Genomic DNA, 21,369 nt, shown 5'->3' on the forward strand with positions numbered 1-21,369 from the left:
TCCGCAGTCGTGCGGGCGACGTTATCAAGCCCTGACGGCCCGTTGGACCCCATGCCGCACGAGGCAGCTCTAGGTTGGCCGTATGACCGAGGTGATGCTTTCCGCGGGAGTGGTGGAGTACGAGGACACGGGCGGCGACGGGCCCGTCGTGGTCCTGCTGCACGGGGTGGCGATGAACGGTTCGCTCTGGCGCCATGTCGTCGCGGATCTGCGCTCCGACTTCAGGTGTGTCGTGCCCACGCTGCCCCTGGGCGGCCACCGCAGGCCGATGAGGCCGGACGCCGATCTGACCGTTCTCGGGGTCGCCCATCTGGTGGCGGAGTTCCTCGACGAGCTGGAACTCCGGGACGTCACGCTGGTGATGAACGACTGGGGCGGGGCACAGGCACTCGTCGCGGACGGCCGGGACGGGCGGATCGGACGGCTGGTGATCACGTCCTGCGAGGCATTCGACAACTTCCCGCCCGGCCTGCCGGGCGGGAACCTCCTCGCCCTCGCGAAAATGCCCGGCGGTCTGCGGTTCGCCTTCTCCCTGCTGAAGCTGAAGCCGATGCGACGGCTGCCGGTCACCTGGGGGTGGATGAGCAAGCGGCCGGTCCCGCACGAGGTGATGGACGAGTGGTTCCGGCCCCTGTGGACCTCGGCCGCCATCCGGCGGGACCTCCGGGCGTACGTGCTCGGGGTGCCGCCCCGGGACGAACTCCTGAGGTGGGCCGACGCGCTGCGCACCTTCGACCGGCCGGCGCTCGTCGTCTGGGCCTCCGAGGACAAGGTCATGCCGCCCGACCACGGCCGGAGGCTGGCGGACCTGCTGCCCCAGGGCGAACTGGTCACGGTCGCCGACAGCTTCACCCTCATCCCCGAGGACCAGCCGCGGCGGCTGAGCGAGGCCGTCAGGGAGTTCGTCCCCCTGCCGTGACGGAGTCCGGCCGGAGGCGGGGCGCTCGCAGGCGCTCCCGCACCCGGCCGGTCGGGGCCGCCCTCAGCCCTCCGCGCCCACCGGTCCGGTGCGGCGGCGCATACCGAACGCGGACAGCAGCGCGCCGGCCACGCACAGGGCCGCGGTGACGACCAGGGCGCTGTGCATGCCGTTCATGAACGCGTTGCCGCTGCCCTCGATCACGGCGGCCCTGAGCTGCGCCGGCATGTCCGCCGACACGGGCGCGACCCCCATGGACACCGCGTCCGCGGCCTCCCCGAAGCCGGCGGCCGCCTCTGCGGGGACCCCGGCGGAGGTCAGTTCGCCGGTGAGGGTGGAGCCCACCGTGCCGCTGATCAGGGAGACCAGCACGGATGTGCCGAGCGCACCGCCGATCTGCAGCGAGGTGGCCTGCAGACCGCCCGCGACGCCGCCGTCCTTCCGTGGCGCGTTGCCGACGATGGAATCGGAGGACGCGGCCATCACCATGCCGACGCCGAGGCCGATGGCGAGGAACGGCGGCCACATCGCGGCGTAGGAGGACCCTGCCTCCCAGGTCAGCATCCACAGGGCGGCCGCGGCCTGGAGAGCCATGCCGACCGGCATGGTGAGCCGCGGACCGAAACGCTGGGTCAGCGCCGCGCCGAGCGGCGCCGCCACCACCGTGGCGAGGCTGAACGGCAGGGTGCGGACTCCGGCCTCCACCGGGGAGAAGCCGCGCACGTTCTGCAGGTACAGCATCACGAAGAAGATGACCCCGAGCATCACGAAGAAGTTGATCGCGGTGACGAGCGTGCCGATGGCCAGCGAACGGTTACGGAAGAGGCGCATCGGCAGCAACGGGTGCGCGCGGCGGGACTCGTACCGGCAGAAGCCGGCCAGCACGACCAGTCCCGCGGCGATCGATCCCAGCGTCCCGCCCGAACTCCAGCCCCAGGTCTCCCCCTTGACCACGCCGAAGATCAGGGCGACCAGACCGACGGCGAGGAGGACCACGCCGGCCACGTCGAAGCGGTGGTGACCGGTGGAGTCCTTGCTCTTCGGGAGGACGAACAGGCTGAAGAGCAGCGCGGCGGCGCCGATGGGCGCGTTGATGTAGAAGACCGACTCCCAGTTGACGTGCTCGATGAGCAGGCCGCCGACGATCGGGCCGAGAGCGGTGGAGCAGGACGCCACCATGGCCCAGAGGCCCACGGCCATACCGAACTTCCGGGGAGGGAAGACCGCGCGCAGGAGGCCGAGGGTGTTGGGGATCAGCAGGGCGCCGAAGAGGCCCTGGACGGCACGGAAGGTGATGACGCCCTCGATGGAACCGGAGAGGGCGATCGCGACCGATGCCAGGGTGAAGCCGACGGTGCCCACCATGTACACCGTGTGCCGCCCGAAGCGGTCACCGAGCTTGCCGCCGAGGATCAGCAGGGCGGCCATGGCGATCAGGTAGGCGTTGGTGACCCACTGCAGGTCGGCGGTGGACGCGTCGAGGTCGCGGCCTATCTCGGGGTTGGCGATCGCGACGACGGAGGCGTCGAGGTTGACCATGAACAGACCGATGGCCACGGCGATCAGGGTCAGCCAGGGATTGGCCCGCCTGCCCCTGGGCGCGGCGGGTGGGCCGGTTTCGGGCAGGGAGGTGGTGTCCATGGTGGTGGAGGACATGCGGAAGCCTTGTCTGTGGAACGTCGGCGAAGTCGGAACGTCGGAATGACGGAATGACGGGAGGGCCACGGGGCAGCACCCACCCCCGGCCTTGCTCAGGGCCCGGCCGCGCTCAGGGCCCGGCCGTGCTCGGGGCGCGGTCGGGGCAGGTGCGGAGCGGAGTCAGCCGGCGGGGGAGTGGAGGTGCCGGTTCAGTGACGCGAGTGCGCCCAGGGCGGCACCGAGAGCGTCGAGCTCTCCCTCGGTGAGGGTGTGCAGCACACGGGCCAGGTGGGCTTCCTTGAGCGTCCGCGCCTCGGCGAGCCGCTCACGGGCCGTGGCCGTCGGGTGGAGATGGGCGATCCGCTTGTCGGCCGCGTCCTGCCGGCGCTCCAGGAGCCCCTGGTCGGTGAGCTGGGAGACCAGCGCGCTGACGTTGTTCGGCTTCATCAGCAGGGCTTCGGCCGTCTCCCGGACGGTGATCCCTTCGCGCTCCTCGACGAGGAGGAGCAGCGCCAACTGGCCGTCCGGAAGCCGGGGATGCGGGAACCCGTGCGCGACCTGCCGCTCCAGGCCCCGGTGCAGCGCAGGCAGGGACGCCACGAGCGCGGAGGCTACGTGGTCGACGTCCTGGTGGGGCGCGGAGGGGCCGGGCATGGAGCCAGCATAGGTACGGAGCAATAGCTATGTCAACATACTTAAATGTCGCGTCATGCCCGCGGGCCCCAGTGGTATATGTGCCGTGGAGAGCCCCGAGCCGAAGCGCCAGTGCGCCACGAAGGCGGTCGAGAGAAGAACCATGGACAAGCCGACGCACCTGATCGAGTTCGAGACGATGCTGCTCGGACGGCACCTCCAGCTGGGCGCGCCCCGGTCGAGACGGGGCAGCTCCCTCGACCGCAGCGCCTACACCCTGCTCAGCCGGATCCGCATGGAGGGCCCGATGTCCATCGGGCAGCTCAGCGACGCCTTCGGGCTCGACGCCTCCACCCTGAACCGGCAGACCGCCGCCATGCTGCGGGGCGGCCTCGTCGACCGCATCCCCGACCCCGACGGAGGCATCGCCCGCAAGTTCCGCATCACCGCCGTGGGCGAGCGCGCTCTCGACGCGGAACGGGCCGAGAACATCAGCGGCCTGGAGCGGGTCATGGCCGACTGGTCGCCCGACGAGGTCAGCGTCCTCGCCGCCTGCCTCAAGCGCCTCAACAGCGACATCGAGAGCCTCGACGGACGTCCCTGGCCCCGGCCCTGACACCGGGCGTGCGGCGTCCGGGCCGGTCTCCCGGACCGCGCCTCCGGACGGGCCGGGCCGGCGCCCCGGAGCGGACCCCCGGCCGGGCCTGAAGAGGATCTACGGGAGCGCTTAAGAAATCCTCGATGGACCTGAGCGCCGTGGTGCGGGACATTTCTCAGTGACGGCGCAGAGCGCGGAGCCGGGGCGGCCGGCCCTGTCCCGTCCGCCGTACATCCCCCGCAACCCCGGGCCGCAGGCCGTCTTCGGCATGCCCTCGGCCCGGGGCATCCACACGCACCAGGTACAGGGAGCCGCAGCTGTGAAGGCACTCGTGAAGCACAAGGCCGAGCCGGGACTCCGGCTGATGGACGTGCCGGAACCGGAGACCGGTCCCGGCGACGTGCTGATCAAGGTGCTGCGTACGGGGATCTGCGGCACCGACCTGCACATCCGCGACTACGACGGATGGGCGCAGCAGGCCGTGCGCACGCCCCTCATCGTGGGCCACGAGTTCGTCGGTGAGGTCGCCGGGATCGGCGCGGACGTCGTCGACATCAAGATCGGTGACCTGGTGAGCGGCGAGGGCCACCTGGTCTGCGGGAAGTGCCGCAACTGTCTCGCCGGGCGCCGGCACCTGTGCCGCTCCACGCTCGGGCTCGGGGTCGGCCGGGACGGAGCGTTCGCGGAGTACCTGGCCCTGCCCGCCTCCAACGTCTGGGTGCACCGGGACAAGGTCGACCTCGACATCGCCGCGATCTTCGACCCGTTCGGCAACGCCGTGCACACCGCGCTCTCGTTCCCGCTGGTCGGCGAGGACGTGCTGATCACCGGCGCGGGCCCCATCGGCATCATGGCCGCCGCCGTCGCACGCCACGCGGGAGCCCGCAACGTCGTCATCACCGACGTCAGCGAGGCCCGGCTCGAACTGGCCAGGAAGGTCGGGGTGAACCTCGCCCTGAACGTCGGCGAGCAGAGCGTCGCCGACGGTCAGAGCCTCCTCGGGCTGCGCGAGGGCTTCGACATCGGCCTGGAGATGTCCGGCCGCCCCGAGGCCATGCGCGACATGATCGCGAACATGACGCACGGCGGGCGGATCGCGATGCTGGGCCTGCCCTCCGCGGAATTCCCGGTGGACTGGTCCCGGGTCGTCACCTCGATGCTCACCATCAAGGGCATCTACGGCCGCGAGATGTACGAGACCTGGTACGCCATGTCCGTGCTCCTGGAGGGCGGGCTCGATCTCGCCCCGGTGATCACCGGCAGGTACGGCTACCGCGACTTCGAAGCCGCGTTCGACGACGCCGCGAGCGGACTCGGTGGCAAGGTACTGCTGGACTGGGCCGCCTGAAGCTCCTCGTACGCACCTCCGTATCCACCTGGGAGACCTCCTTCATGTTCGATTCCGTACGCGACGACCTGCGCACCACCCTCGACGAGATCCGCGACGCCGGGCTCCAGAAGCCCGAGCGCGTCATCGGGACCCCGCAGTCCGCGACCGTCGCCGTCACGGCCGGCGGCCGCGCGGGCGAGGTGCTCAACTTCTGCGCCAACAACTACCTGGGTCTCGCCGACCACCCCGAGGTCGTCGCCGCGGCCCACGAGGCACTGGACCGCTGGGGGTACGGGCTCGCGTCCGTCCGCTTCATCTGCGGCACCCAGGAGGTCCACAAGGAGCTGGAGCAGCGGCTCTCCTCCTTCCTCGGCCAGGAGGACACGATCCTCTACTCCTCCTGCTTCGACGCCAACGGCGGAGTCTTCGAGACCCTCCTCGGCCCGGAGGACGCGGTGATCTCCGACGCCCTCAACCACGCCTCCATCATCGACGGCATCCGCCTCTCCAAGGCGAAGCGCTACCGCTACGCCAACCGCGACATGGCGGACCTGGAGCAGCAGCTCAAGGAGGCCTCCGGGGCCCGCCGCAGGCTCGTCGTGACCGACGGGGTCTTCTCCATGGACGGCTACCTCGCCCCCCTGGCCGAGATCTGCGACCTCGCCGACCGCTACGGCGCCATGGTCATGGTCGACGACTCGCACGCCGTCGGCTTCGTCGGCCCCGGCGGCCGGGGCACCCCCGAGCTGCACGGCGTCATGGACCGCGTCGACATCATCACCGGCACGCTCGGCAAGGCCCTGGGCGGCGCGTCCGGCGGTTACGTCGCCGCGCGCGCCGAGATCGTCGCGCTGCTGCGCCAGCGTTCGCGCCCGTACCTCTTCTCCAACTCGCTCGCCCCGGTCATCGCCGCCGCCTCCCTCAAGGTCATCGACCTGCTGGAGTCCGCGGGCGAGCTGCGCGAGCGGCTCAACGCCAACACCGCGCTCTTCCGCTCCCGGATGACCGAGGAAGGCTTCGACATCCTGCCCGGCGACCACGCCATCGCCCCCGTGATGATCGGGGACGCGGCGAAGGCAGGCCGGATGGCGGAGCTGCTCCTCGAGCGCGGTGTGTACGTGATCGGGTTCTCGTACCCCGTCGTCCCGCAGGGGGCCGCGCGTATCCGCGTGCAGCTCTCGGCGGCCCACTCCACCGACGACGTCAACCGGGCCGTGGACGCGTTCGTCGACGCGCGGTCCGCGCTGGAGGCGTAGGGACACCCCGCGACCTGGGACAATGAGCACATGATCGATGCCCGGCGGCTGCGGATCCTCCGTGCGGTGGCGGACCACCGTACGGTGACCGCCGCGGCCGCCGCGCTGTACCTGACCCCCTCAGCCGTCTCCCAGCAGCTCGCCGCCCTGGAGCAGGAGACCGGTCACCGGCTGGTGGAGCGCGGGGCGCGGGGTGCCCGGCTGACCGCCGCGGGGGAGATCCTGCTGACCCACGCCAACGCCGTCCTCGCCCAGCTGGAACGGGCCGAGGCGGAGCTCGCGGAGTACGGCGCGGGCGTCGCGGGGACGGTCACCGTCGCCGCCTTCGCCACGGGCATCGGGCTCGTCCTCGCCCCGGCCATCGCCGAACTGACCCGTACCGCACCCGGGATCCGGGTGCGGGTGCAGGACGCCGAGGGCGACGCGAGCGTGCCGATGGTGCTGGACCGGCAGGTCGACGTGGCGGTCGCCGTCGAATACCGGGGAGCGCCCGGGGTCGACGACCGCAGGCTGACCCGGGTGCCGCTGTACTCCGAGCCCTTCGACGCGGTGCTGCCGGTCGGCCACCGCCTCGGCGGACAGGACCACGTGTCCGTGGCCGATCTGGCCGAGGAGGTGTGGATCGGCCCGTACCCCGGCAATCCGTGTCATGACGTGGTGGTCCTGGCCTGCGAGTACGCCGGCTTCGCACCCCGGCTCGAGCACTCGTCGGACGACTTCCACGCGGTGGTCGCGCTGGCCGGGGCGGGCGCGGGAGTGGCGCTGGTGCCCCGCTCGGCGCTCCGCGGCACGGAGCTCGGCCGGGTCGTCGTGCGGCCCGTCGAGGGCGTCGCCCCGACCCGGCGCGTGTTCGCCGCGGTACGGCAGGGAGCGGAGGGACACCCGTTGATCAAGCCGGTCCTGGACGCGCTGGTCACGGCGGCCGGACCGGTGTGACGCGCGTGCGCCGCACGCCCGGCCGCCGGGCGGGCGGGGCGGAGCTCAGGCGGGCTGCAGCAGGTCCCACCGGTTCCCGTGGAGGTCCTCGAACACCGCGACGGAGCCGTAGACCTCGTGCCGCGGCTCCTCCAGGAAACGCACCCCGGCGGCCAGCATCCGGGCGTGGTCGCCTGCGAAGTCCTCCGTGTGCAGGAAGAAGCCGACCCGGCCGCCCGTCTGCGCGCCGATGCTCGCCCGCTGCGCCTCGTCCTTGGCGCGGGCCAGCAGCAGGCCGGTGCCCGAGGTGCCGCGCGGCCGCACGACCACCCAGCGGGAGCCGTCGCCCCGGTCCGTGTCCTCCACCAGCTCGAAGCCGAGGGCGCCGGTGTAGAAGGAGAGGGCCTCGTCGTAGTCGCTGACGACCAGCGTGACCAGAGCGATGTGGGACATGGGGATCCTCGTCGTCGGGAGCGATGGATGGAGTTATACGTAACACTAACGTGGACCCGTGCGGACGGGGAGAATGCCGGCCATGGACACGAGCGACCTCGCCGCGCTGACGGCACGCGCCCGCCGCCTGGCCCAGGGCGGCCACCGCCGCGTCCTCGGCATCGCGGGCGCTCCCGGCGCGGGCAAGTCCACGCTGGCCGCCCGCATCGTCGAGGCGCTCGAAGGCCTCGCCGTCCTCGTCCCGATGGACGGCTTCCACCTGGCGGGGGCGGAGCTCGAACGCCTCGGGCGGGCGGACCGCAAGGGTGCGCCCGACACCTTCGACGCCGCCGGATACGCGGCGCTGCTCCGGCGGCTGCGCCGTCCCGAGGGGCCGCACCCCGTCTACGCGCCCGCTTTCGACCGGGCGCTGGAGGAGCCGGTCGCCGGGTCCGTGTGCGTCCCCGCGGACACCCCGCTCGTCGTGACCGAGGGCAACTACCTGCTGCTGGACGAGGGGGCCTGGGCGCCGGTGCGCGGGCTGCTGGACGAGGCGTGGTTCCTGGACGCCGACCCGGAGCTGCGGGTGAGCAGGCTCGTGGACCGGCACGTGCGGTTCGGCAAGCCCCGCCCGTACGCCGAGCGTTGGGTCGCCGGCTCCGACGAGCGCAACGCGCGGCTCGTCGAGAGGCACAGGGGCCGGGCCGACCTCGTCGTACGGCTCCGCTGAGGCGGGCCCGCGTGTTGCCCTGAATCCCGCTCGCGTCCACCCCTGCCGACGGGCAGGATGCAGAGTGCCGCGTCGCCCGCCAGGAGGTCCCCATGCCCAGCACCGACCAGCCCGTGCCCTTCACCGCCGAGGACTACCGGGCCCGGATGATCCGCGCGGCCGAGGCCGCCGACGAGGCCGGCCTGGCAGGCGTCCTCGTCGCACCGGGGCCCGACATGGTCCATCTCACCGGCTACCGGCCGACCGCGGACACCGAGCGCCTCACCCTGCTCGTCCTCAGGGCGGGCCAGGACCCCGTCCTCGTCGTCCCGGCCCTGGAGGCGGCGGACGCGGAACGTGCGGCGGGCGCCCCCGCCCTGACCCTCCGGGACTGGACCGACGCCGCGAACCCGTACGGCCTGACCGCCGGACTGCTGGACGCGAAGGGGCGCTTCGGGATCAGCGACAACGCCTGGGCGCTGCACCTCCTGGCACTCCACGCGCTCCTCCCCGACACCTCCTACGCCTCGCTCACCGAGGCCCTGCCGATGCTGCGCGCGGTCAAGGACGCGGCCGAGCTGGAGCGCCTCGCCGCCGCGGGGGCCGCGGCCGACGCGGTCTACGGGCAGATCCTGAAGGTCCGCTTCTCCGGCCGCCGGGAGAGCGACGTGGCCGCGGACCTGGCCGCCCTCCTCCTGGAACACGGGCACTCCCAGGTCGACTTCACCGTCGTGGGGTCCGGTCCGAACGGCGCCAACCCGCACCACGAGGCCGGCGAGCGCACCATCGAGGGCGGCGACATGGTCGTCCTCGACTTCGGCGGGCTGATGCACGGCTACGGCTCCGACACCTCCCGCACGGTGCACGTCGGGGAGCCCACCGCCGAGGAACAGCGGGTCCACGACGTCGTACGGGAGGCCCAGGAGGCGGGCTGCCGGGCGGTGCGGCCCGGAGCGGCCTGCCAGGACATCGACCGGGCCGCCCGCGCCGTCATCACCGAGTTCGGCTACGGCGAACGCTTCATCCACCGCACGGGCCACGGCATCGGCGTCACCACCCATGAACCGCCCTACATGATCGAGGGCGAGGAGCTGCCGCTGGTGCCGGGCATGTGCTTCTCCGTGGAGCCGGGCATCTACCTCCCGGGCCGCTTCGGCGTCCGCATCGAGGACATCGTGACGGTCACGGAGAGCGGGGGCAGGCGGCTGAACACCACCGCCCGCGAACTGGCCGTCGTCGAGTAGGGCCCCCTGCCGCGGGGTTCGGGGCCCGCCCGGACCCCGGCCCCTCCCGTCGACGGCATCGAGGGCTGCCTCGCGCGAACGGAGCTGGACCGTCCGGTCAGTCGTCGGCCAGCACCACGCACGACTCCGGCGGCAGGTGCAGCCCGCCGTCGGCTCCCGGGGCCTCGGCGGGTTCCCAGGCGGCCAGCACCCGTCCCCCGCCCCTCCGGTGGCGGCCCGCGCCCAGCGGGACGGCCGCGGGCTTCCCGGAGAGGTTGACCACGATCCGCAGGTCGCCCCTGCGGTAGGCGATCCACCGCGCCTCCTCGTCGTACGCCGTCCTGACCGACGCCAGGTCCGGATCGGAGAGGTCCGGCAGGGTACGGCGCAGGGCGATCAGCTCGCGGTACCAGGCGTGCAGCCGGGCGTGCGGCTCCCGCTCCGGTTCGCTCCAGTCGAGGCAGGAACGGGCCCGGGTGGCCGGGTCCTGCGGATCGGGGATGTCCTCCTCCGCCCAGCCGTGCGCCCCGAACTCCCGCCGCCTGCCCTCGCGCACGGCCCGGGCCAGCTCCGGGTCGGTGTGGTCGGTGAAGAACTGCCACGGTGTGCGGGCGCCCCACTCCTCGCCCATGAAGAGCATCGGCGTGAAGGGTCCCGTGAGCACGAGCGCCGCCGCACACGCCTGGAGCCCGGGGGAGAGCCCGGCGGCGAGCCGGTCACCGAGGGCGCGGTTGCCGATCTGGTCGTGCGTCTGGGCGTAGCCGACGAAGCGGTGGGAGGGCGTACGGGTCGCGTCGACGGGGCGGCCGTGCACGTGGCCGCGGAAGCTGGAGTACGTGCCGTTGTGGAAGAACGCCCTGGTCACGGTCTTGGCGAGAGCGCTCAGCGGTGCCGTCGCGAAGTCGGCGTAGTAGCCCTGCGACTCGCCGGTGAGCGCGGTGTGCAGGGCGTGGTGGAAGTCGTCGTTCCACTGGGCGTGGAGCCCGATGCCGCCCTCCGTGCGCGGGGTCGTCGTACGGGGATCGCAGAGGTCGGACTCGGCGACGAGCGTGAGTGGCCGGCCTAGCTCCGAGGCCAGGGCGTCGACCGCCGTGGAGAGCTCCTCCAGGAAGGTGAGCGCCCGGCCGTCGGCCAGCGCGTGGACGGCGTCCAGGCGCAGGCCGTCCAGACGGTAGTCCCGGAGCCAGGCGAGCGCGCTGCCCAGCAGATACGCGCGCACCTCGTCCGATCCGGGGGCGTCGAGGTTCACCGCCGAGCCCCAGGGCGTGTGGTGCGTGTCCGTGAAGTACGGGCCGAACGCCGGGAGGTAGTTGCCCGAGGGGCCCAGATGGTTGTGGACCACGTCCAGGAGGACCGCGAGACCCAGCCCGTGCGCCGTGTCGACGAAACGCTTCAGCCCCTCCGGGCCGCCGTACGGCTCGTGCACCGCCCAGAGCGACACCCCCTCGTAGCCCCACCCGTGCGTGCCCGGGAACGGACAGACGGGCATCAGCTCGACATGGGTGATGCCGAGGTCCGCCAGGTGGCCGAGGCGCTCGGCCGCGGCGTCGAAGGTGCCCGCCTCCGTGAACGTGCCGACGTGCAGCTCGTACAGGACGGCACCGGGCAGCCCGCGCCCGGCCCAGGTGGTGCGCCAGGCGTACGCCTCGTGGTCCACGACCGCGCTCTCGCCGTCGGGCCCGTCCGGCTGGCGGCGGGAACGCGGGTCGGGCAGGACGGGGCCGTCGTCGAGCGAGAAGCCGTAACGGTCGCCGTCCGCCGCCTCGGTCTCCGCCGTCCACCAGCCGGCTCGTCCCGGGGAGTGCTCCATCGGACGGCGCCCGCCCGCCGTGCACAGCACGGCCGACCCGGCTTCGGGGGCCCACACCTCGAACTGCATCCAGCACTCCTCGTCCATGAACCTGATGCCTCGCCGGAGGCCTCATGATCGGCGGAATTCGCACGCACGGTCCCGGGACACTGGAGCAAGCCCGCAACTGGCGATTAGGGTCTGGTCCTGATCATTGCCCTGCCGGGTTCTGCTCATTCGCAGGGAACCCGGGCAGTCATACAAGGTCCCTCTTACGGCTGCTGGAGGCCGAGATGACCGTGCCGCCCTTCCCACCCGGCTTCCTCTGGGGAGCCTCCGCCTCCGCTTTCCAGACCGAAGGCGCGTTCGACACGGACGGCAAAGGACCGTCCGGCTGGGACGCCTTCGCCGCACAGCCCGGCAGGATCAAGGACGGTACCGACACCACGCGTGGCACCGGCTTCCACGAGCACTATCGCGAGGACGTCGCCCTGCTCGCCGGGCTCGGCGCGGACGCCTTCCGCTTCTCCATCAGCTGGCCCCGGGTCGTACCCGGCGGCAGCGGCTCGCTCAACCCCGCCGGGCTGGACTTCTACGACCGGCTCGTCGACGAACTCTGCGCCCACGGGATCACCCCCGCCCCCACGCTCTACCACTGGGACACCCCGCTCCCGCTGGACGAGGCCGGGGGCTGGCTCAACCGGGACACCGCCTACCGCTTCGCCGAGTACGCGGGGATCGTCGCCGAGCGCCTCGCCGACCGTGTCCCCATGTGGATCACCATCAACGAACCGGCCGAGGTGACGATGCTCGGTTACGCGCTGGGCGAGCACGCCCCGGGCCGCACCCTTCTCTTCGACGCGCTGCCGGCCGCCCACCACCAGCTCCTCGCCCACGGGCTGGCCGTACGGGCGCTGCGCGCGGCCGGCGCGGACAACATCGGCATCGCCCTCTCCCACACCCCCGTCTGGACGGCGGGGGAGTCCGACGAGGACCGCATGGGCGCGGAGATCTACGACACCCTGACCAACTGGCTGTTCGCGGATCCCGTCCTCACCGGCCGCTATCCCGACGAGGGGTTCGCCGCGCTGATGCCGGGGCCGGTCGAGGAGGACCTCAAGGTCATCTCCGCCCCCCTCGACTGGTACGGCGTCAACTACTACAACCCGACCCTCGTCGGCGCGCCCCGGCCCGACGCGCTCGACTCCTTCTCCGGGTACTCCATGCCCGCCGGGCTCCCGTTCGGGATCCGGGAGATCGAGGGGTACGACACCACCGACTTCGGCTGGCCCGTCGTCCCCCAGGGACTGGCCGAGACGCTCGGTCAACTGCGCGACCGCTTCGGTGACCGCCTGCCGCCCGTCTACATCACGGAGAACGGCTGCGCGGTCGACGAGCCCGTCGCCGACGGCCGCCGCATCGCCTTCCTGGAGGGGCATCTGGAGGCGCTGCGCACGGCCATCGACGCGGGCGTCGACGTACGGGGCTACTTCACCTGGTCGCTGACCGACAACGTCGAATGGACCGAGGGCGCCAGCAAGCGGTTCGGCCTCGTCCACATCGACTACGAGACCCTGCGGCGCACCCCCAAGGAGTCGTACGCCTGGTACCGCGACGTCATCCGCGCGCAGCGCACCGGCGGTACGCAGGGACCGGCGCTCACCTCAGGTGAACGCGCTCCTGGATGACGCGGTGCCCGGCCCGGGCGAACGCGGCCGCCATCGGCACGTTGCCCACGTCCGTCGAGCCCGCGACGGACGTGGCGCCCTCCCCGGCGAGGAAGAGGGTGCTCTCGACCAGCAGGTCGTAGCCGTAGCCGTGGCCGCGCGCCTCGGGGACGACCCCGATGAAGCCGATGCAGGGGCCGCCCGGGTTGCGCGCGGGCACATGGATGCCCGCGAGCGCTCCGTCCGGCGTGTGGGCGAGCTGCCACCAGGAACGGGGGGAGGGGCACCAGTGGAAGAAGTCCAGCTCCTCCTGGGCGGCCCGCTCCAGGCCGCCCGGTCCCTCGACGGCACGCAGGGCGTGGGCGTCCAGCGTCCTGGAGTGGACCCGGCGCAGCACGTCCAGGATCACTGCGTCGTCGGGCTCCTCACGGAAGACCAGCCGGCCGGGCCGCTCCGGCAGACCGTCCGCGGGCGTCCACTCGTAGCGGTAGCGCTCGACCAGCGGCTTCATGCCGGCGGCCTCGGCCGCCGCGATCCGCGCCCCGGCGGCGGCCCGCACCGCGGGCAGGTCCCGCCAGCCCGGCGGCACGATCAGCTCGTACTCGACGGACCAGGGGGCGGTGCGCAGCAGTTCGGCGCCCGCCGCGCCCTCGCCCTCGGCGACGTCGAACCAGTTCAGGATCACGGGCTCGGTGTCCTCGGGCCCGCCCCACCAGGCGGCTCTGGCGACGACGACGCCGTCGCGCAGGGCGACCCGGGTCCACTCGGGGCGGTACTCACCGCCGTCGGCGACGGTGGCCCAGCGGTGGCCGAACGCGGCACGGCCGACGAGGCCGGGGTCCCGCAGTGAAGCAAAGAGATGTGCGTCGCCCTGGGTGAGCGAACGGATGACCGGAACGGTCATGGAAGGGTCCTCCGGGACTCGGTGACGGGAGAAGCCGCGCTCCCCGGTCAGACCGGGTCCGACACCACCCCGAGGACGGGACGGGAGCGCGGGTACGACGTGGTACGTGGAGCGGTGCTGCGGGTGCGCACGTGTCTCGCCTCCTTCCGTGCCCGGGGCCCGGGTCCGTCCGTGACGGTCCGGGGCCTGTTCCGTCCGTGACGGTACGGGCCCCGGCTCACGAGGTCCACCGGTTTACGGCTGGTCCCACGTCATGTTGAACGCCCGCTCGAAGTTCACGTATCCGAGCCGTTCGAAGGACTTCGCCATCGGCACGTTGCCGAGGTCGGTGGCCGCCCTGATCCGGTCCACGCCCTGGGCCGCGAGGACCCGGGTGCCCTCGGCGAGGATGTCGTCGATGTAGCCGTGGCCGCGGTGGGCGGGCAGCACCCCGATGTACGCGAGCACCGGGTGGTAGCTGTTGCGGGCCGGGACCACGAAGCCGACCGGTTCACCGCCCGGCAGCTCCGCGATCCGCCACCACTCCCGCGGCGTGCCGAAGTGCGCGAACTCCTCGTCGTAGTGCTTCTCCGCCGCCTCGCGGGCACTCAGTCCGGAGGCCAGGTCCTGCTGCCCGTGGGCATCCAGCGTGCCCTCCATCACCGGGGTCATCAGGGCGACGAGGTCCTCACGGCCGGACACCGGGCGGAAGGTGAGCCGGCCGGTGTCCTCCGGAACGGGCGTTCCCCCGCGCCACTCCAGCCGCAGCCGCTCGACGAGCATGCGGGCGCCGGTGGCCTCCATGACCCGTATCCGGGCCTCCACCCCGTCGCGTACCGCCGGGTCCTCCCGCCAGTCCGGCGGCACGAAGCGGCCGTACTCCGGCCGGGCCGACCCGGCGGGAAGGACCGCCGCCTCCGCCTTCTCCAGCAACTGCCGCCCGATCTCGCCCCGCTCCGGGTCCGGGAGGGTGTCGTCCAGGTCGAAGAAGTCCAGTGCCTGGGGAGCGGCACCCTCCTGCCCCGTCCACCAGGCGATCCGGGCCAGGACGCGGTCGCCGCGCAGCGCCACCCACATCCACTCGGGGCGGCGACGGCCGGTGGCGAGGTCATCGGCCAGCTCATGGTCCAGGACGTAGGAAAGGCCGCAGAACAGACCGAGTTCGTCGGCGCCCGCGAGCGGACGGATGGTCAGTTCCGATGGTGCAAGGGTCACGAAGGCTCCTCGAGGTCGCGCCGGTCCGGTGGACGGCGTCGCGCGACCCTAACAACCCGGGTGCCGCCGCGGTGCCGTGTTCTCCCGCTGCCGCGCAGGTCGGAGCGACCGGAAACGGGCATCGTCTGGACACCCCGGGCGTCCCGGCCCGACAATCGGTCCTGTGACGTCCTCCTTCGAGCACCACACGTATCCCGCGCGGCTCTCGGACGCCGAGCGCGACCGTGTTCTCGGTGTGCTCAGAGACGGCGCCGCACAGGGGAAGCTCTCCCACGACACGTTCCTGCGCCGCATGGAAATCGCCCTGACCGCCCGGCGTTCCGAGGAGCTGAAGGCGCTCACCTCGGACCTCGATTCCGGTGGGCGCTGGTCCCGCAACCTCTTCCGCGCGGTGGGAGGGGTCTCCGCCTTCCCCGCCCGGGTGCGCAGGGCGTGGCAGTCCGAGCGGCTGCCCAGACTCCTGCTCCCCATGCCGGGTCCGCACCCGCTGCGCATCGGCCGCGACCCGGGCAACGGGCTCCGGCTGAGCCACGAGACGGTGTCACGGCTGCACGCCGAGCTGACCGCGCACGGCAGCCGGTGGGTGCTGCGCGACCTGGGCTCGACGAACGGCACCTGTGTCAACGGCCAGCGGGTCGTCGGCTCGGTCGTGGTGCGCGAGGGCGACCAGGTGAGCTTCGGCCGGATGACCTTCCGGCTCACCGCGTCGCTGCCGGCGCCCCCGGCCTGAGAGCCGCGTCCGCCCGGACGGACGGTCCGTCGGGTCCAGCACGTCCCTCCGCCGGAGTCCGTGGGGTCCCGTTCCGGAGGACCGGGACCCCACGGACCGGGGCACAGCGTCAGCGGGTCATCCGGTCATCCGGTCATCCGGTCAGGGTGAACGCCTGCGCGGGCGAGCCGTCGCACGGTTGCTGCGCGAGCCGGGCGCCGTCGGCCGTCGAGGAGCCGTCCACGGTCAGGCACTTGCCGCTGTGCAGGGCGGAGAAGCGGTACTGTCCGCCGGTGCCGGCGGACTCCGCCTTCCACCGCTGGTTGCTTCCGCCCTCGTAGGACCAGAGGTGGACCTTGACGCCGTTTCCGGTGGCCCCCGCGCCGCCGTCGACGTCCCACGCCTTGGAGTTGTGCCGGTTGACGACCTGGTAGGTGCCGTCGCCGGCGGGACGGAACTGCCAGCTCTGGTTGGCGCCGGTGCCACAGGCCCACTGCTGGAGCGCGGTGCCGTCGGCGGTACCCCAGGCGGCGGCGTCCAGGCAGGAGCCGCTGTGGCTGTTCCTCACCCGGTACCAGGCGCTCGGGTCGATCGATCCCGCGGGCGGTTCGGTGGTGCCGGTGCCGTCCCACACGAAGGTGGCGACGGCGCCGGCGGGGAGGGTGTAGGCGAGGGACCTGCCGTTGTCCGTCAGCGAGAGCCGCTGGGCGCCCGCGGAGGTGTTGACCACGTAGGCGGCGCGGCTGCCGTCGGGGTTCTGGAAGGCGACGTTCTGCACCCCTCCGCCGCCCTGGCTGGTGGAGCCGATGCGGGTGGCCCCCGCCTTGATGAACTTGGTGACGTGGCCCAGGACGTAGTACTCGGCGTTACGGCTGACCGTGCCGTCGGCGATCTCGACGATTCCGTTGCAGCGGGTGCCGCAGCCGCCCTGGTGGGGCCCGCCGTTCCGGTCGAGGGCGAGGTTCCAGTCGATGACGGTCTCCCCGCCGTTGCGCATGTTCTGCACGACGAGGTTCTCCGCGTGCCACCGCAGGGTGTCCGCGAAGGTCGTGGCCGGGTCGGTGCTGTCGGTTCCCGAGCACTCGGTGAAGAAGACGCGCTTGCCCGCGCCGACGACCTGCTGCTGGGCCGAGGGTGCCCCGCCGTAGCAGTGGAAGGCGGCGCCGATCACCCGGTTGATACCGCGGGTCCCGTCGAAGACCTCGATCGGATAGTCGGGGTGGTCCCAGTTGTGGTCGTAGGCCAGCAGGTTGGTGGGGAGGCCCGCGGCGGTGAGGGTGCGGTCGAGGACCTTGAAGAACTCCGCCTGGCTACCGGACGTCATGGTCATCGACGGGTAACCGGCCGCGAACTCCGGTTCGTTCTGGACGGTGAGATCGGTCAGGCCGATGCCCTCCTGCCCGTAGGCCCGGATGGCCTTGACCAGGTAGTCCGCGTAGGCCTGGTAGCTCTCGGTCTTCAGGCTGCCGCCGATGAGCGAGTTGTTGGTCTTCATCCAGGCGGGCGGGGACCAGGGCGAGCCCATGAAGCGGATGGCGGGGTTGATGCCGGTGGCCTGCTTGAGGACGGGGAGGATCTCGCTCCTGTCGCGGTCGATGGAGAAGGCGCCCCTCGTGTCCTCGTAGCTGTGGAAGCCGCCGGCGGCGTTGAAGTCGGAGTCGCCCAGTGGCTGGCGCAGGTAGTTGAGGCCGATGCCGTCGGCAGTGGAGAACAGCGACCTCATCAGCGCGTCGCGCTTGTCCTGGGGGAGGCCCTGGATCAGGTGGGCGGAGGCGCCGGTCACCGAGGCCCCGGCGCCGGTGAATCTCTGGCCCTTGCTGGCGCCGTCGATGCGTATGTCCACGGCCTGGGGCGTGGCGGTGAACGGGATGCTGCCGTCGGCGGCCAGCTTCTTGCCGCCGTCCGGCGTGGTGATCCACACCTGCGCCGTGGGGTCGGCGGCCTGGGCGGCGCCCGAGCCGGAGAGGCCGAGACCGGCCAGGGCCAGGGCCAGGGCGGCGCCCACGGCTCCGGTTCGCCGACGGCGGGCGGGACTGAGTGGTGACATGGTGCGGCTCCTTGGGTTCGTACCGGTGCGGGGTGCGCGCGGGGCCGGCGGCCCTCGGTCCCACTTCGGGCAGGTGCCGACGCCGGTGAACAAATGCCTCTGTACAAGCAGGAGTTGAGATGCCGTCGCATATGAAAGCACACCCACTGAGTGGTTAGTAAGTGATACAGGTCACATGTCGACCGTCGTGCCGAGGAGGCCGGTGCCCGCGAGGGGGAGCGGGATTAGGCTGCGCGGGTGAGTAACCCTTCAGCGCGCACGCCCGCCCACAAGACCCGGCCCCGCACCCCGCGCAGCGCGGAGGCCAAGCAGCGACAGCAGCGCATCCTGCACATCGCGATGGACACCTTCGGTGCCCGCGGTTACAACAACGCCTCGCTCGCCGAGATCGCGGAGCAGGCCGGCCTCACCCAGGCGGGCGTCCTGCACTACTTCCGCTCCAAGGCGCTCCTGCTCACCAGCGTCCTGGAACTGCGGGACCAGACGGACATCGAGCAGCTGGGCGCCGACCGCCCCCAGGGCCTCGAATTCCTGCGCCACCTGGTGGACACCGCGCTCCGCAACGCCGAGCGGGAGGGCATCGTGCGGCTGTACGCCGTGCTGTCGGCCGAGTCCGTCACCGACAGCCACCCCGCCCAGACCTACTTCCGCGACCGGTACAGCGGGCTGCGCGCCTTCGTCGCCGACGCGCTGCGCGAGGCCTGCGACCTGCCGGACGACCGCGCCGGCGAGGCCGAGACCGCGGCCAACGCCGTCATCGCGGTCATGGACGGCCTCCAGGTGCAGTGGCTGCTGTCACCCGAGGCCGTGGACATGGCGGCCTCGACCGACCTCGTGGTCAGCTCGCTGCTGACCACCCTCGCTCCCCACCGGTTCGGTCCCGCCGGGGAGCGCTGAGTCGCAGTCGTCACCCCGTGCGCCTCTCACACGCGACCGGGAACAGCCCCCGCCCTCGTGAGGAGCGCCACCGGCCGATCGGCGAAGAGCCCCGCCACACTGACGACGGCCCCCGTGAACTCCCGTCCTGGCGAGAGGAGATCGGTCCACGGGCCGTCGTCGGGCAGTACGAGCTCCGTGTCGCGCCAGCCGCCCTCCTCGTCCAGGCGCAGGGCCAGCCTGGTCACCGCCGTGACCACCTCACCGGACCGGCAGAACGCCAGGCAGTGCGCGGCCGCGGGGCCCCGCGCCGCCAGCGGGACGTAGGTGCCCGACTCGTCGAAGAGCCCAGGGCGCTCCCGGCGCAGGCGCAACGCGGCCGTCGTCAGCGCCGCCTTCTCGTCGTCGCCCCCGCGCGGCCTGCTGAACGGACGCCGGTTGTCGGGGTCGACCAGAGCGATGTACTCCCGCTCCGTGCCCTGATACAGATCGGGCACGCCGGGCATGGTCAGGTGCACCAGCGCGGCACCCAGCACATTGGCCCGGACGAAGGGGGCGAGCGTGTCCGCGAACCTGGTCATCATCGTCCGTGCCTCGCCCGCGTCGCTGCCCGGACCGGCCGCCACGAAGTCGGTCACCGCCCTCTCGTACGCCGGATCCGGCTCCGTCCAGCTGGTGTGCAGGCCCGCCTCGCGCACGGCCTTCAGCAGCGCGGGCTCCAGCCTCCCCGCCATCTCACCGGCGGGCAGCCCCGCGCAGCCGTACGCCGACTGCCAGGCCTGCCAGGCCAGCTGCGGATCCGGGGCAGGGGCGGACGTCGCCCTGGCCAGCTGCGCCACCAGCGAGGACCACCGCTCGGGACACTCCGACAGGACCGCGATCCGGGCCCGTACGTCGCCGCTGCGCTTGGTGTCGTGGGTGGTCAGCACCGTGCCGGTGGCCGGCCAGTCCCGCGCGATGCGCGCGCAGAAGGCGTGGAACTCCTCCGGGCTCACCGCCGGCTGTCCCGGGTCGCCGCCCACCTCGGTCGCGGAGATCAGCGGCACGTACCGGTAGAACGCCGTGTCCTCGACCGACTTGGCGTGCAGCGCGGAGGCCGTCTGCGCGAACCGTGCGCAGAACGCCGCGTGCTCCGGCCCGTCCCCGAGACGGCCCAGCGCCAGATCCCGCACCACGTCGACGGCCGCCGCCTCCTGGGAGACGGAGAACACCGCCTTGGCGTCCCGCACCGCCTCCGCCGGAAGCGTCGACTCGGCGATCTCCGTGAGCGGGCCGCCCGCCGTCACGTACGGCCGGTAGACGGGGACCCGCACCAGCAGCTCGCGCACCGCCGTGCGCAGCGCCCACGGCGCGTGGTCGGCAAGGGCAGGATCACCCGCGCACGCCTCGACGGCGAGGCGGGTCAGCCACTCGGTCTCGGCCGCCAGCTCATGGGTGACGACGCGGTACGCGGCCCGGCGGACCGTCGCGGTCCAGTAGCCGCCGCGGTCCCCCGGAGGGCCGGCGAAGTCCCGGTAGCGGCCCAGCAGGTCCGCCGCGCCGATCGGATCGGTGAACAGGCCGTCGATCCGGTGCAGGGCGTCGTACCCGGTCGTCCCCGCGACCGCCCAGCCGGCCGGCAGGGCCTCGGAGCCGGTGAGGATCTTCTCCACCACGGTCCACCGCCCGTCCGTGGCCTCACCGAGCTGCCCGAGATACGCGGCGGGGTCCGCCAGCCCGTCCGGGTGGTCGATCCGCAGCCCGTCGAGGACCCCGTCGCGGACCAGTTCGAGGATCTTGCCGTGCGTTGCCGCGAAGACCTCGGGGTGCTCCACCCGGACGCCGATCAGATCGGAGATGGTGAAGAACCGCCGGTAGTTCAGCTCGGTCCTGGCCAGCCGCCACCAGGCGAGCCGGTAGTGCTGCGCCGACAGCAGCTCCGGAAGCGGGAGGCCCGCCGTGCCCTCCCGCAACGGGAACTCCAGGTCGCCGTAGCGGAGTACGGGAGTGCCGTCGTCCCGGGTGCCCGTCCCGAAGCTGCCGCTCTCCTCGCCGGCGCGCCCCGCGAGCACCGGCAGCAGCACCTTCCCGCCGCCCGCGGCCCAGTCGATGTCGAACCAGCGGGCGTACGGTGACTCCGGGCCCTCGCGCAGCACCTCCCAGAGCGGCAGGTTGTGCCGGGGCGCGGCGGCCATGTGGTTCGGCACGATGTCCAGGACCAGCCCCAGGCCGTGGGCGCGTGCCGTCCGGGCCAGCTCCCGCAGTCCCTCCTCGCCCCCGAACTCGGCCCGCACCGTGGTGTGGTCGACGACGTCGTAGCCGTGTCCCGAACCGGGCACGGCCTCCAGTACGGGGGACAGATGCAGATGGGAGACGCCGAGCTCGGCGAGATACGGCACGGCGTCCGCGGCGGCGGCGAACGGGAAGTCCGGTTGGAGCTGCAGCCGGTACGTGGCGGTGGGCGTCATGGATTCGTACGTACCCAGCCGGGCCCGTCTCTCCCACCTTCTCCGCCGCCGGGCACCGACCGGCCGCCGCGCGGCCGGTGCCC

At 72.5% G+C, this 21,369-nt stretch carries 18 protein-coding genes; 10 read left to right on the forward strand and 8 right to left on the reverse strand.

Translation table 11 applies throughout. The features are described 5' to 3' along the window. Positions 1 to 82 precede the first annotated feature (82 nt). Complete coding sequence (locus OG488_RS30055) at positions 83 to 919, forward strand: alpha/beta fold hydrolase (RefSeq protein WP_329234342.1); 837 nt, start codon at positions 83 to 85, stop codon at positions 917 to 919. 63 nt (positions 920 to 982) lie between these two features. Here the strand turns inward: OG488_RS30055 and OG488_RS30060 are convergent, their stop codons facing one another. Together OG488_RS30060 and OG488_RS30065 are read right to left on the reverse strand one after the other, a co-directional pair. Next, positions 983 to 2,575: an MFS transporter gene (locus tag OG488_RS30060; protein WP_329234345.1), complete on the reverse strand. Its 1,593-nt coding sequence runs from the start codon at positions 2,573 to 2,575 to the stop codon at positions 983 to 985. A 162-nt stretch (positions 2,576 to 2,737) separates the two neighbouring features. Next, positions 2,738 to 3,211 (reverse strand): MarR family winged helix-turn-helix transcriptional regulator, encoded by a 474-nt coding sequence (locus tag OG488_RS30065; protein ID WP_329234348.1) that lies wholly within the window; start codon positions 3,209 to 3,211, stop codon positions 2,738 to 2,740. Between the two features lie 142 nt (positions 3,212 to 3,353). Between OG488_RS30065 and OG488_RS30070 the strand changes: the two genes are divergently transcribed. The 4 genes from OG488_RS30070 (at position 3,354) to OG488_RS30085 (ending at position 7,310) form a co-directional block, all read left to right on the forward strand. Next, positions 3,354 to 3,806 carry a MarR family winged helix-turn-helix transcriptional regulator gene (locus tag OG488_RS30070; protein WP_329234351.1) on the forward strand — a complete coding sequence of 151 codons (453 nt, stop codon included), beginning with the start codon at positions 3,354 to 3,356 and terminating at the stop codon, positions 3,804 to 3,806. 301 nt (positions 3,807 to 4,107) lie between these two features. Further along, on the forward strand, positions 4,108 to 5,136 hold the full coding sequence (tdh, locus tag OG488_RS30075) for an L-threonine 3-dehydrogenase (protein WP_329239115.1): 1,029 nt from the start codon (positions 4,108 to 4,110) through the stop codon (positions 5,134 to 5,136). A 44-nt stretch (positions 5,137 to 5,180) separates the two neighbouring features. Beyond that, positions 5,181 to 6,374, forward strand: a complete 1,194-nt coding sequence (locus OG488_RS30080; protein ID WP_329234354.1) for a glycine C-acetyltransferase — start codon at positions 5,181 to 5,183, stop codon at positions 6,372 to 6,374. Between the two features lie 30 nt (positions 6,375 to 6,404). Beyond that, the gene (locus OG488_RS30085; protein WP_329234357.1) at positions 6,405 to 7,310 is read left to right on the forward strand and encodes a LysR family transcriptional regulator; all 906 of its coding nucleotides are present in this window, start codon (positions 6,405 to 6,407) and stop codon (positions 7,308 to 7,310) included. 45 nt (positions 7,311 to 7,355) lie between these two features. Here OG488_RS30085 and OG488_RS30090 read toward each other — a convergent pair whose 3' ends face one another. Beyond that, positions 7,356 to 7,742, reverse strand: coding sequence for a VOC family protein (locus tag OG488_RS30090; RefSeq protein WP_329234360.1), 387 nt, complete (start codon positions 7,740 to 7,742; stop codon positions 7,356 to 7,358). A gap of 82 nt (positions 7,743 to 7,824) precedes the next feature. Here OG488_RS30090 and OG488_RS30095 point away from each other — a divergent pair, with 82 nt between their 5' ends. Together OG488_RS30095 and OG488_RS30100 are read left to right on the forward strand one after the other, a co-directional pair. After that, positions 7,825 to 8,451, forward strand: coding sequence for a nucleoside/nucleotide kinase family protein (locus OG488_RS30095; protein ID WP_329234364.1), 627 nt, complete (start codon positions 7,825 to 7,827; stop codon positions 8,449 to 8,451). A gap of 92 nt (positions 8,452 to 8,543) precedes the next feature. Beyond that, complete coding sequence (locus OG488_RS30100; protein ID WP_329234367.1) at positions 8,544 to 9,674, forward strand: M24 family metallopeptidase; 1,131 nt, start codon at positions 8,544 to 8,546, stop codon at positions 9,672 to 9,674. 97 nt (positions 9,675 to 9,771) lie between these two features. On the opposite strand, the gene treZ is transcribed toward OG488_RS30100, so the two are convergent. After that, complete coding sequence (gene treZ / locus OG488_RS30105) at positions 9,772 to 11,532, reverse strand: malto-oligosyltrehalose trehalohydrolase (protein WP_329234372.1); 1,761 nt, start codon at positions 11,530 to 11,532, stop codon at positions 9,772 to 9,774. Positions 11,533 to 11,735: 203 nt separating this feature from the next. Between treZ and OG488_RS30110 the strand changes: the two genes are divergently transcribed. Further along, on the forward strand, positions 11,736 to 13,130 hold the full coding sequence (locus tag OG488_RS30110; RefSeq protein WP_329234375.1) for a GH1 family beta-glucosidase: 1,395 nt from the start codon (positions 11,736 to 11,738) through the stop codon (positions 13,128 to 13,130). Here OG488_RS30110 and OG488_RS30115 read toward each other — a convergent pair. Both OG488_RS30115 and OG488_RS30120 read right to left on the reverse strand, forming a co-directional pair. After that, complete coding sequence (locus tag OG488_RS30115; RefSeq protein WP_329234378.1) at positions 13,102 to 14,013, reverse strand: GNAT family N-acetyltransferase; 912 nt, start codon at positions 14,011 to 14,013, stop codon at positions 13,102 to 13,104. The genes OG488_RS30110 and OG488_RS30115 overlap by 29 nt on opposite strands. A 234-nt stretch (positions 14,014 to 14,247) precedes the next feature. Next, entirely contained in the window at positions 14,248 to 15,207 is a 960-nt protein-coding gene (locus OG488_RS30120; protein WP_329234381.1) for a GNAT family N-acetyltransferase, read from the reverse strand. Positions 15,208 to 15,370: 163 nt separating this feature from the next. Here OG488_RS30120 and OG488_RS30125 point away from each other — a divergent pair, with 163 nt between their 5' ends. Then, positions 15,371 to 15,937: a DUF1707 and FHA domain-containing protein gene (locus OG488_RS30125; protein WP_329234384.1), complete on the forward strand. Its 567-nt coding sequence runs from the start codon at positions 15,371 to 15,373 to the stop codon at positions 15,935 to 15,937. A gap of 133 nt (positions 15,938 to 16,070) precedes the next feature. On the opposite strand, the gene OG488_RS30130 is transcribed toward OG488_RS30125, so the two are convergent. After that, positions 16,071 to 17,963 carry an RICIN domain-containing protein gene (locus OG488_RS30130; protein ID WP_329234388.1) on the reverse strand — a complete coding sequence of 631 codons (1,893 nt, stop codon included), beginning with the start codon at positions 17,961 to 17,963 and terminating at the stop codon, positions 16,071 to 16,073. 237 nt (positions 17,964 to 18,200) lie between these two features. Here OG488_RS30130 and OG488_RS30135 point away from each other — a divergent pair, with 237 nt between their 5' ends. Further along, the gene (locus tag OG488_RS30135) at positions 18,201 to 18,860 is read left to right on the forward strand and encodes a TetR/AcrR family transcriptional regulator (protein WP_329234391.1); all 660 of its coding nucleotides are present in this window, start codon (positions 18,201 to 18,203) and stop codon (positions 18,858 to 18,860) included. A gap of 26 nt (positions 18,861 to 18,886) precedes the next feature. On the opposite strand, the gene treY is transcribed toward OG488_RS30135, so the two are convergent. Next, positions 18,887 to 21,286 carry a malto-oligosyltrehalose synthase gene (treY, locus tag OG488_RS30140; RefSeq protein WP_329234394.1) on the reverse strand — a complete coding sequence of 800 codons (2,400 nt, stop codon included), beginning with the start codon at positions 21,284 to 21,286 and terminating at the stop codon, positions 18,887 to 18,889. Positions 21,287 to 21,369 lie beyond the last annotated feature (83 nt).

This window comes from Streptomyces sp. NBC_01460 (genome assembly GCF_036227405.1).
Lineage (GTDB): Bacteria > Actinomycetota > Actinomycetes > Streptomycetales > Streptomycetaceae > Streptomyces.

Coding starts and splice junctions, on each gene's coding strand:
- OG488_RS30055 (WP_329234342.1), top strand. CDS start 83: ATGACCGAGGTGATGCTTTCCGCGGGAGTGGTGGAGTACGAGGACACG.
- OG488_RS30060 (WP_329234345.1), bottom strand. CDS start 2,575: ATGTCCTCCACCACCATGGACACCACCTCCCTGCCCGAAACCGGCCCA.
- OG488_RS30065 (WP_329234348.1), bottom strand. CDS start 3,211: ATGCCCGGCCCCTCCGCGCCCCACCAGGACGTCGACCACGTAGCCTCC.
- OG488_RS30070 (WP_329234351.1), top strand. CDS start 3,354: ATGGACAAGCCGACGCACCTGATCGAGTTCGAGACGATGCTGCTCGGA.
- OG488_RS30080 (WP_329234354.1), top strand. CDS start 5,181: ATGTTCGATTCCGTACGCGACGACCTGCGCACCACCCTCGACGAGATC.
- OG488_RS30085 (WP_329234357.1), top strand. CDS start 6,405: ATGATCGATGCCCGGCGGCTGCGGATCCTCCGTGCGGTGGCGGACCAC.
- OG488_RS30090 (WP_329234360.1), bottom strand. CDS start 7,742: ATGTCCCACATCGCTCTGGTCACGCTGGTCGTCAGCGACTACGACGAG.
- OG488_RS30095 (WP_329234364.1), top strand. CDS start 7,825: ATGGACACGAGCGACCTCGCCGCGCTGACGGCACGCGCCCGCCGCCTG.
- OG488_RS30100 (WP_329234367.1), top strand. CDS start 8,544: ATGCCCAGCACCGACCAGCCCGTGCCCTTCACCGCCGAGGACTACCGG.
- treZ (WP_329234372.1), bottom strand. CDS start 11,532: ATGCAGTTCGAGGTGTGGGCCCCCGAAGCCGGGTCGGCCGTGCTGTGC.
- OG488_RS30110 (WP_329234375.1), top strand. CDS start 11,736: ATGACCGTGCCGCCCTTCCCACCCGGCTTCCTCTGGGGAGCCTCCGCC.
- OG488_RS30115 (WP_329234378.1), bottom strand. CDS start 14,013: ATGACCGTTCCGGTCATCCGTTCGCTCACCCAGGGCGACGCACATCTC.
- OG488_RS30130 (WP_329234388.1), bottom strand. CDS start 17,963: ATGTCACCACTCAGTCCCGCCCGCCGTCGGCGAACCGGAGCCGTGGGC.
- treY (WP_329234394.1), bottom strand. CDS start 21,286: ATGACGCCCACCGCCACGTACCGGCTGCAGCTCCAACCGGACTTCCCG.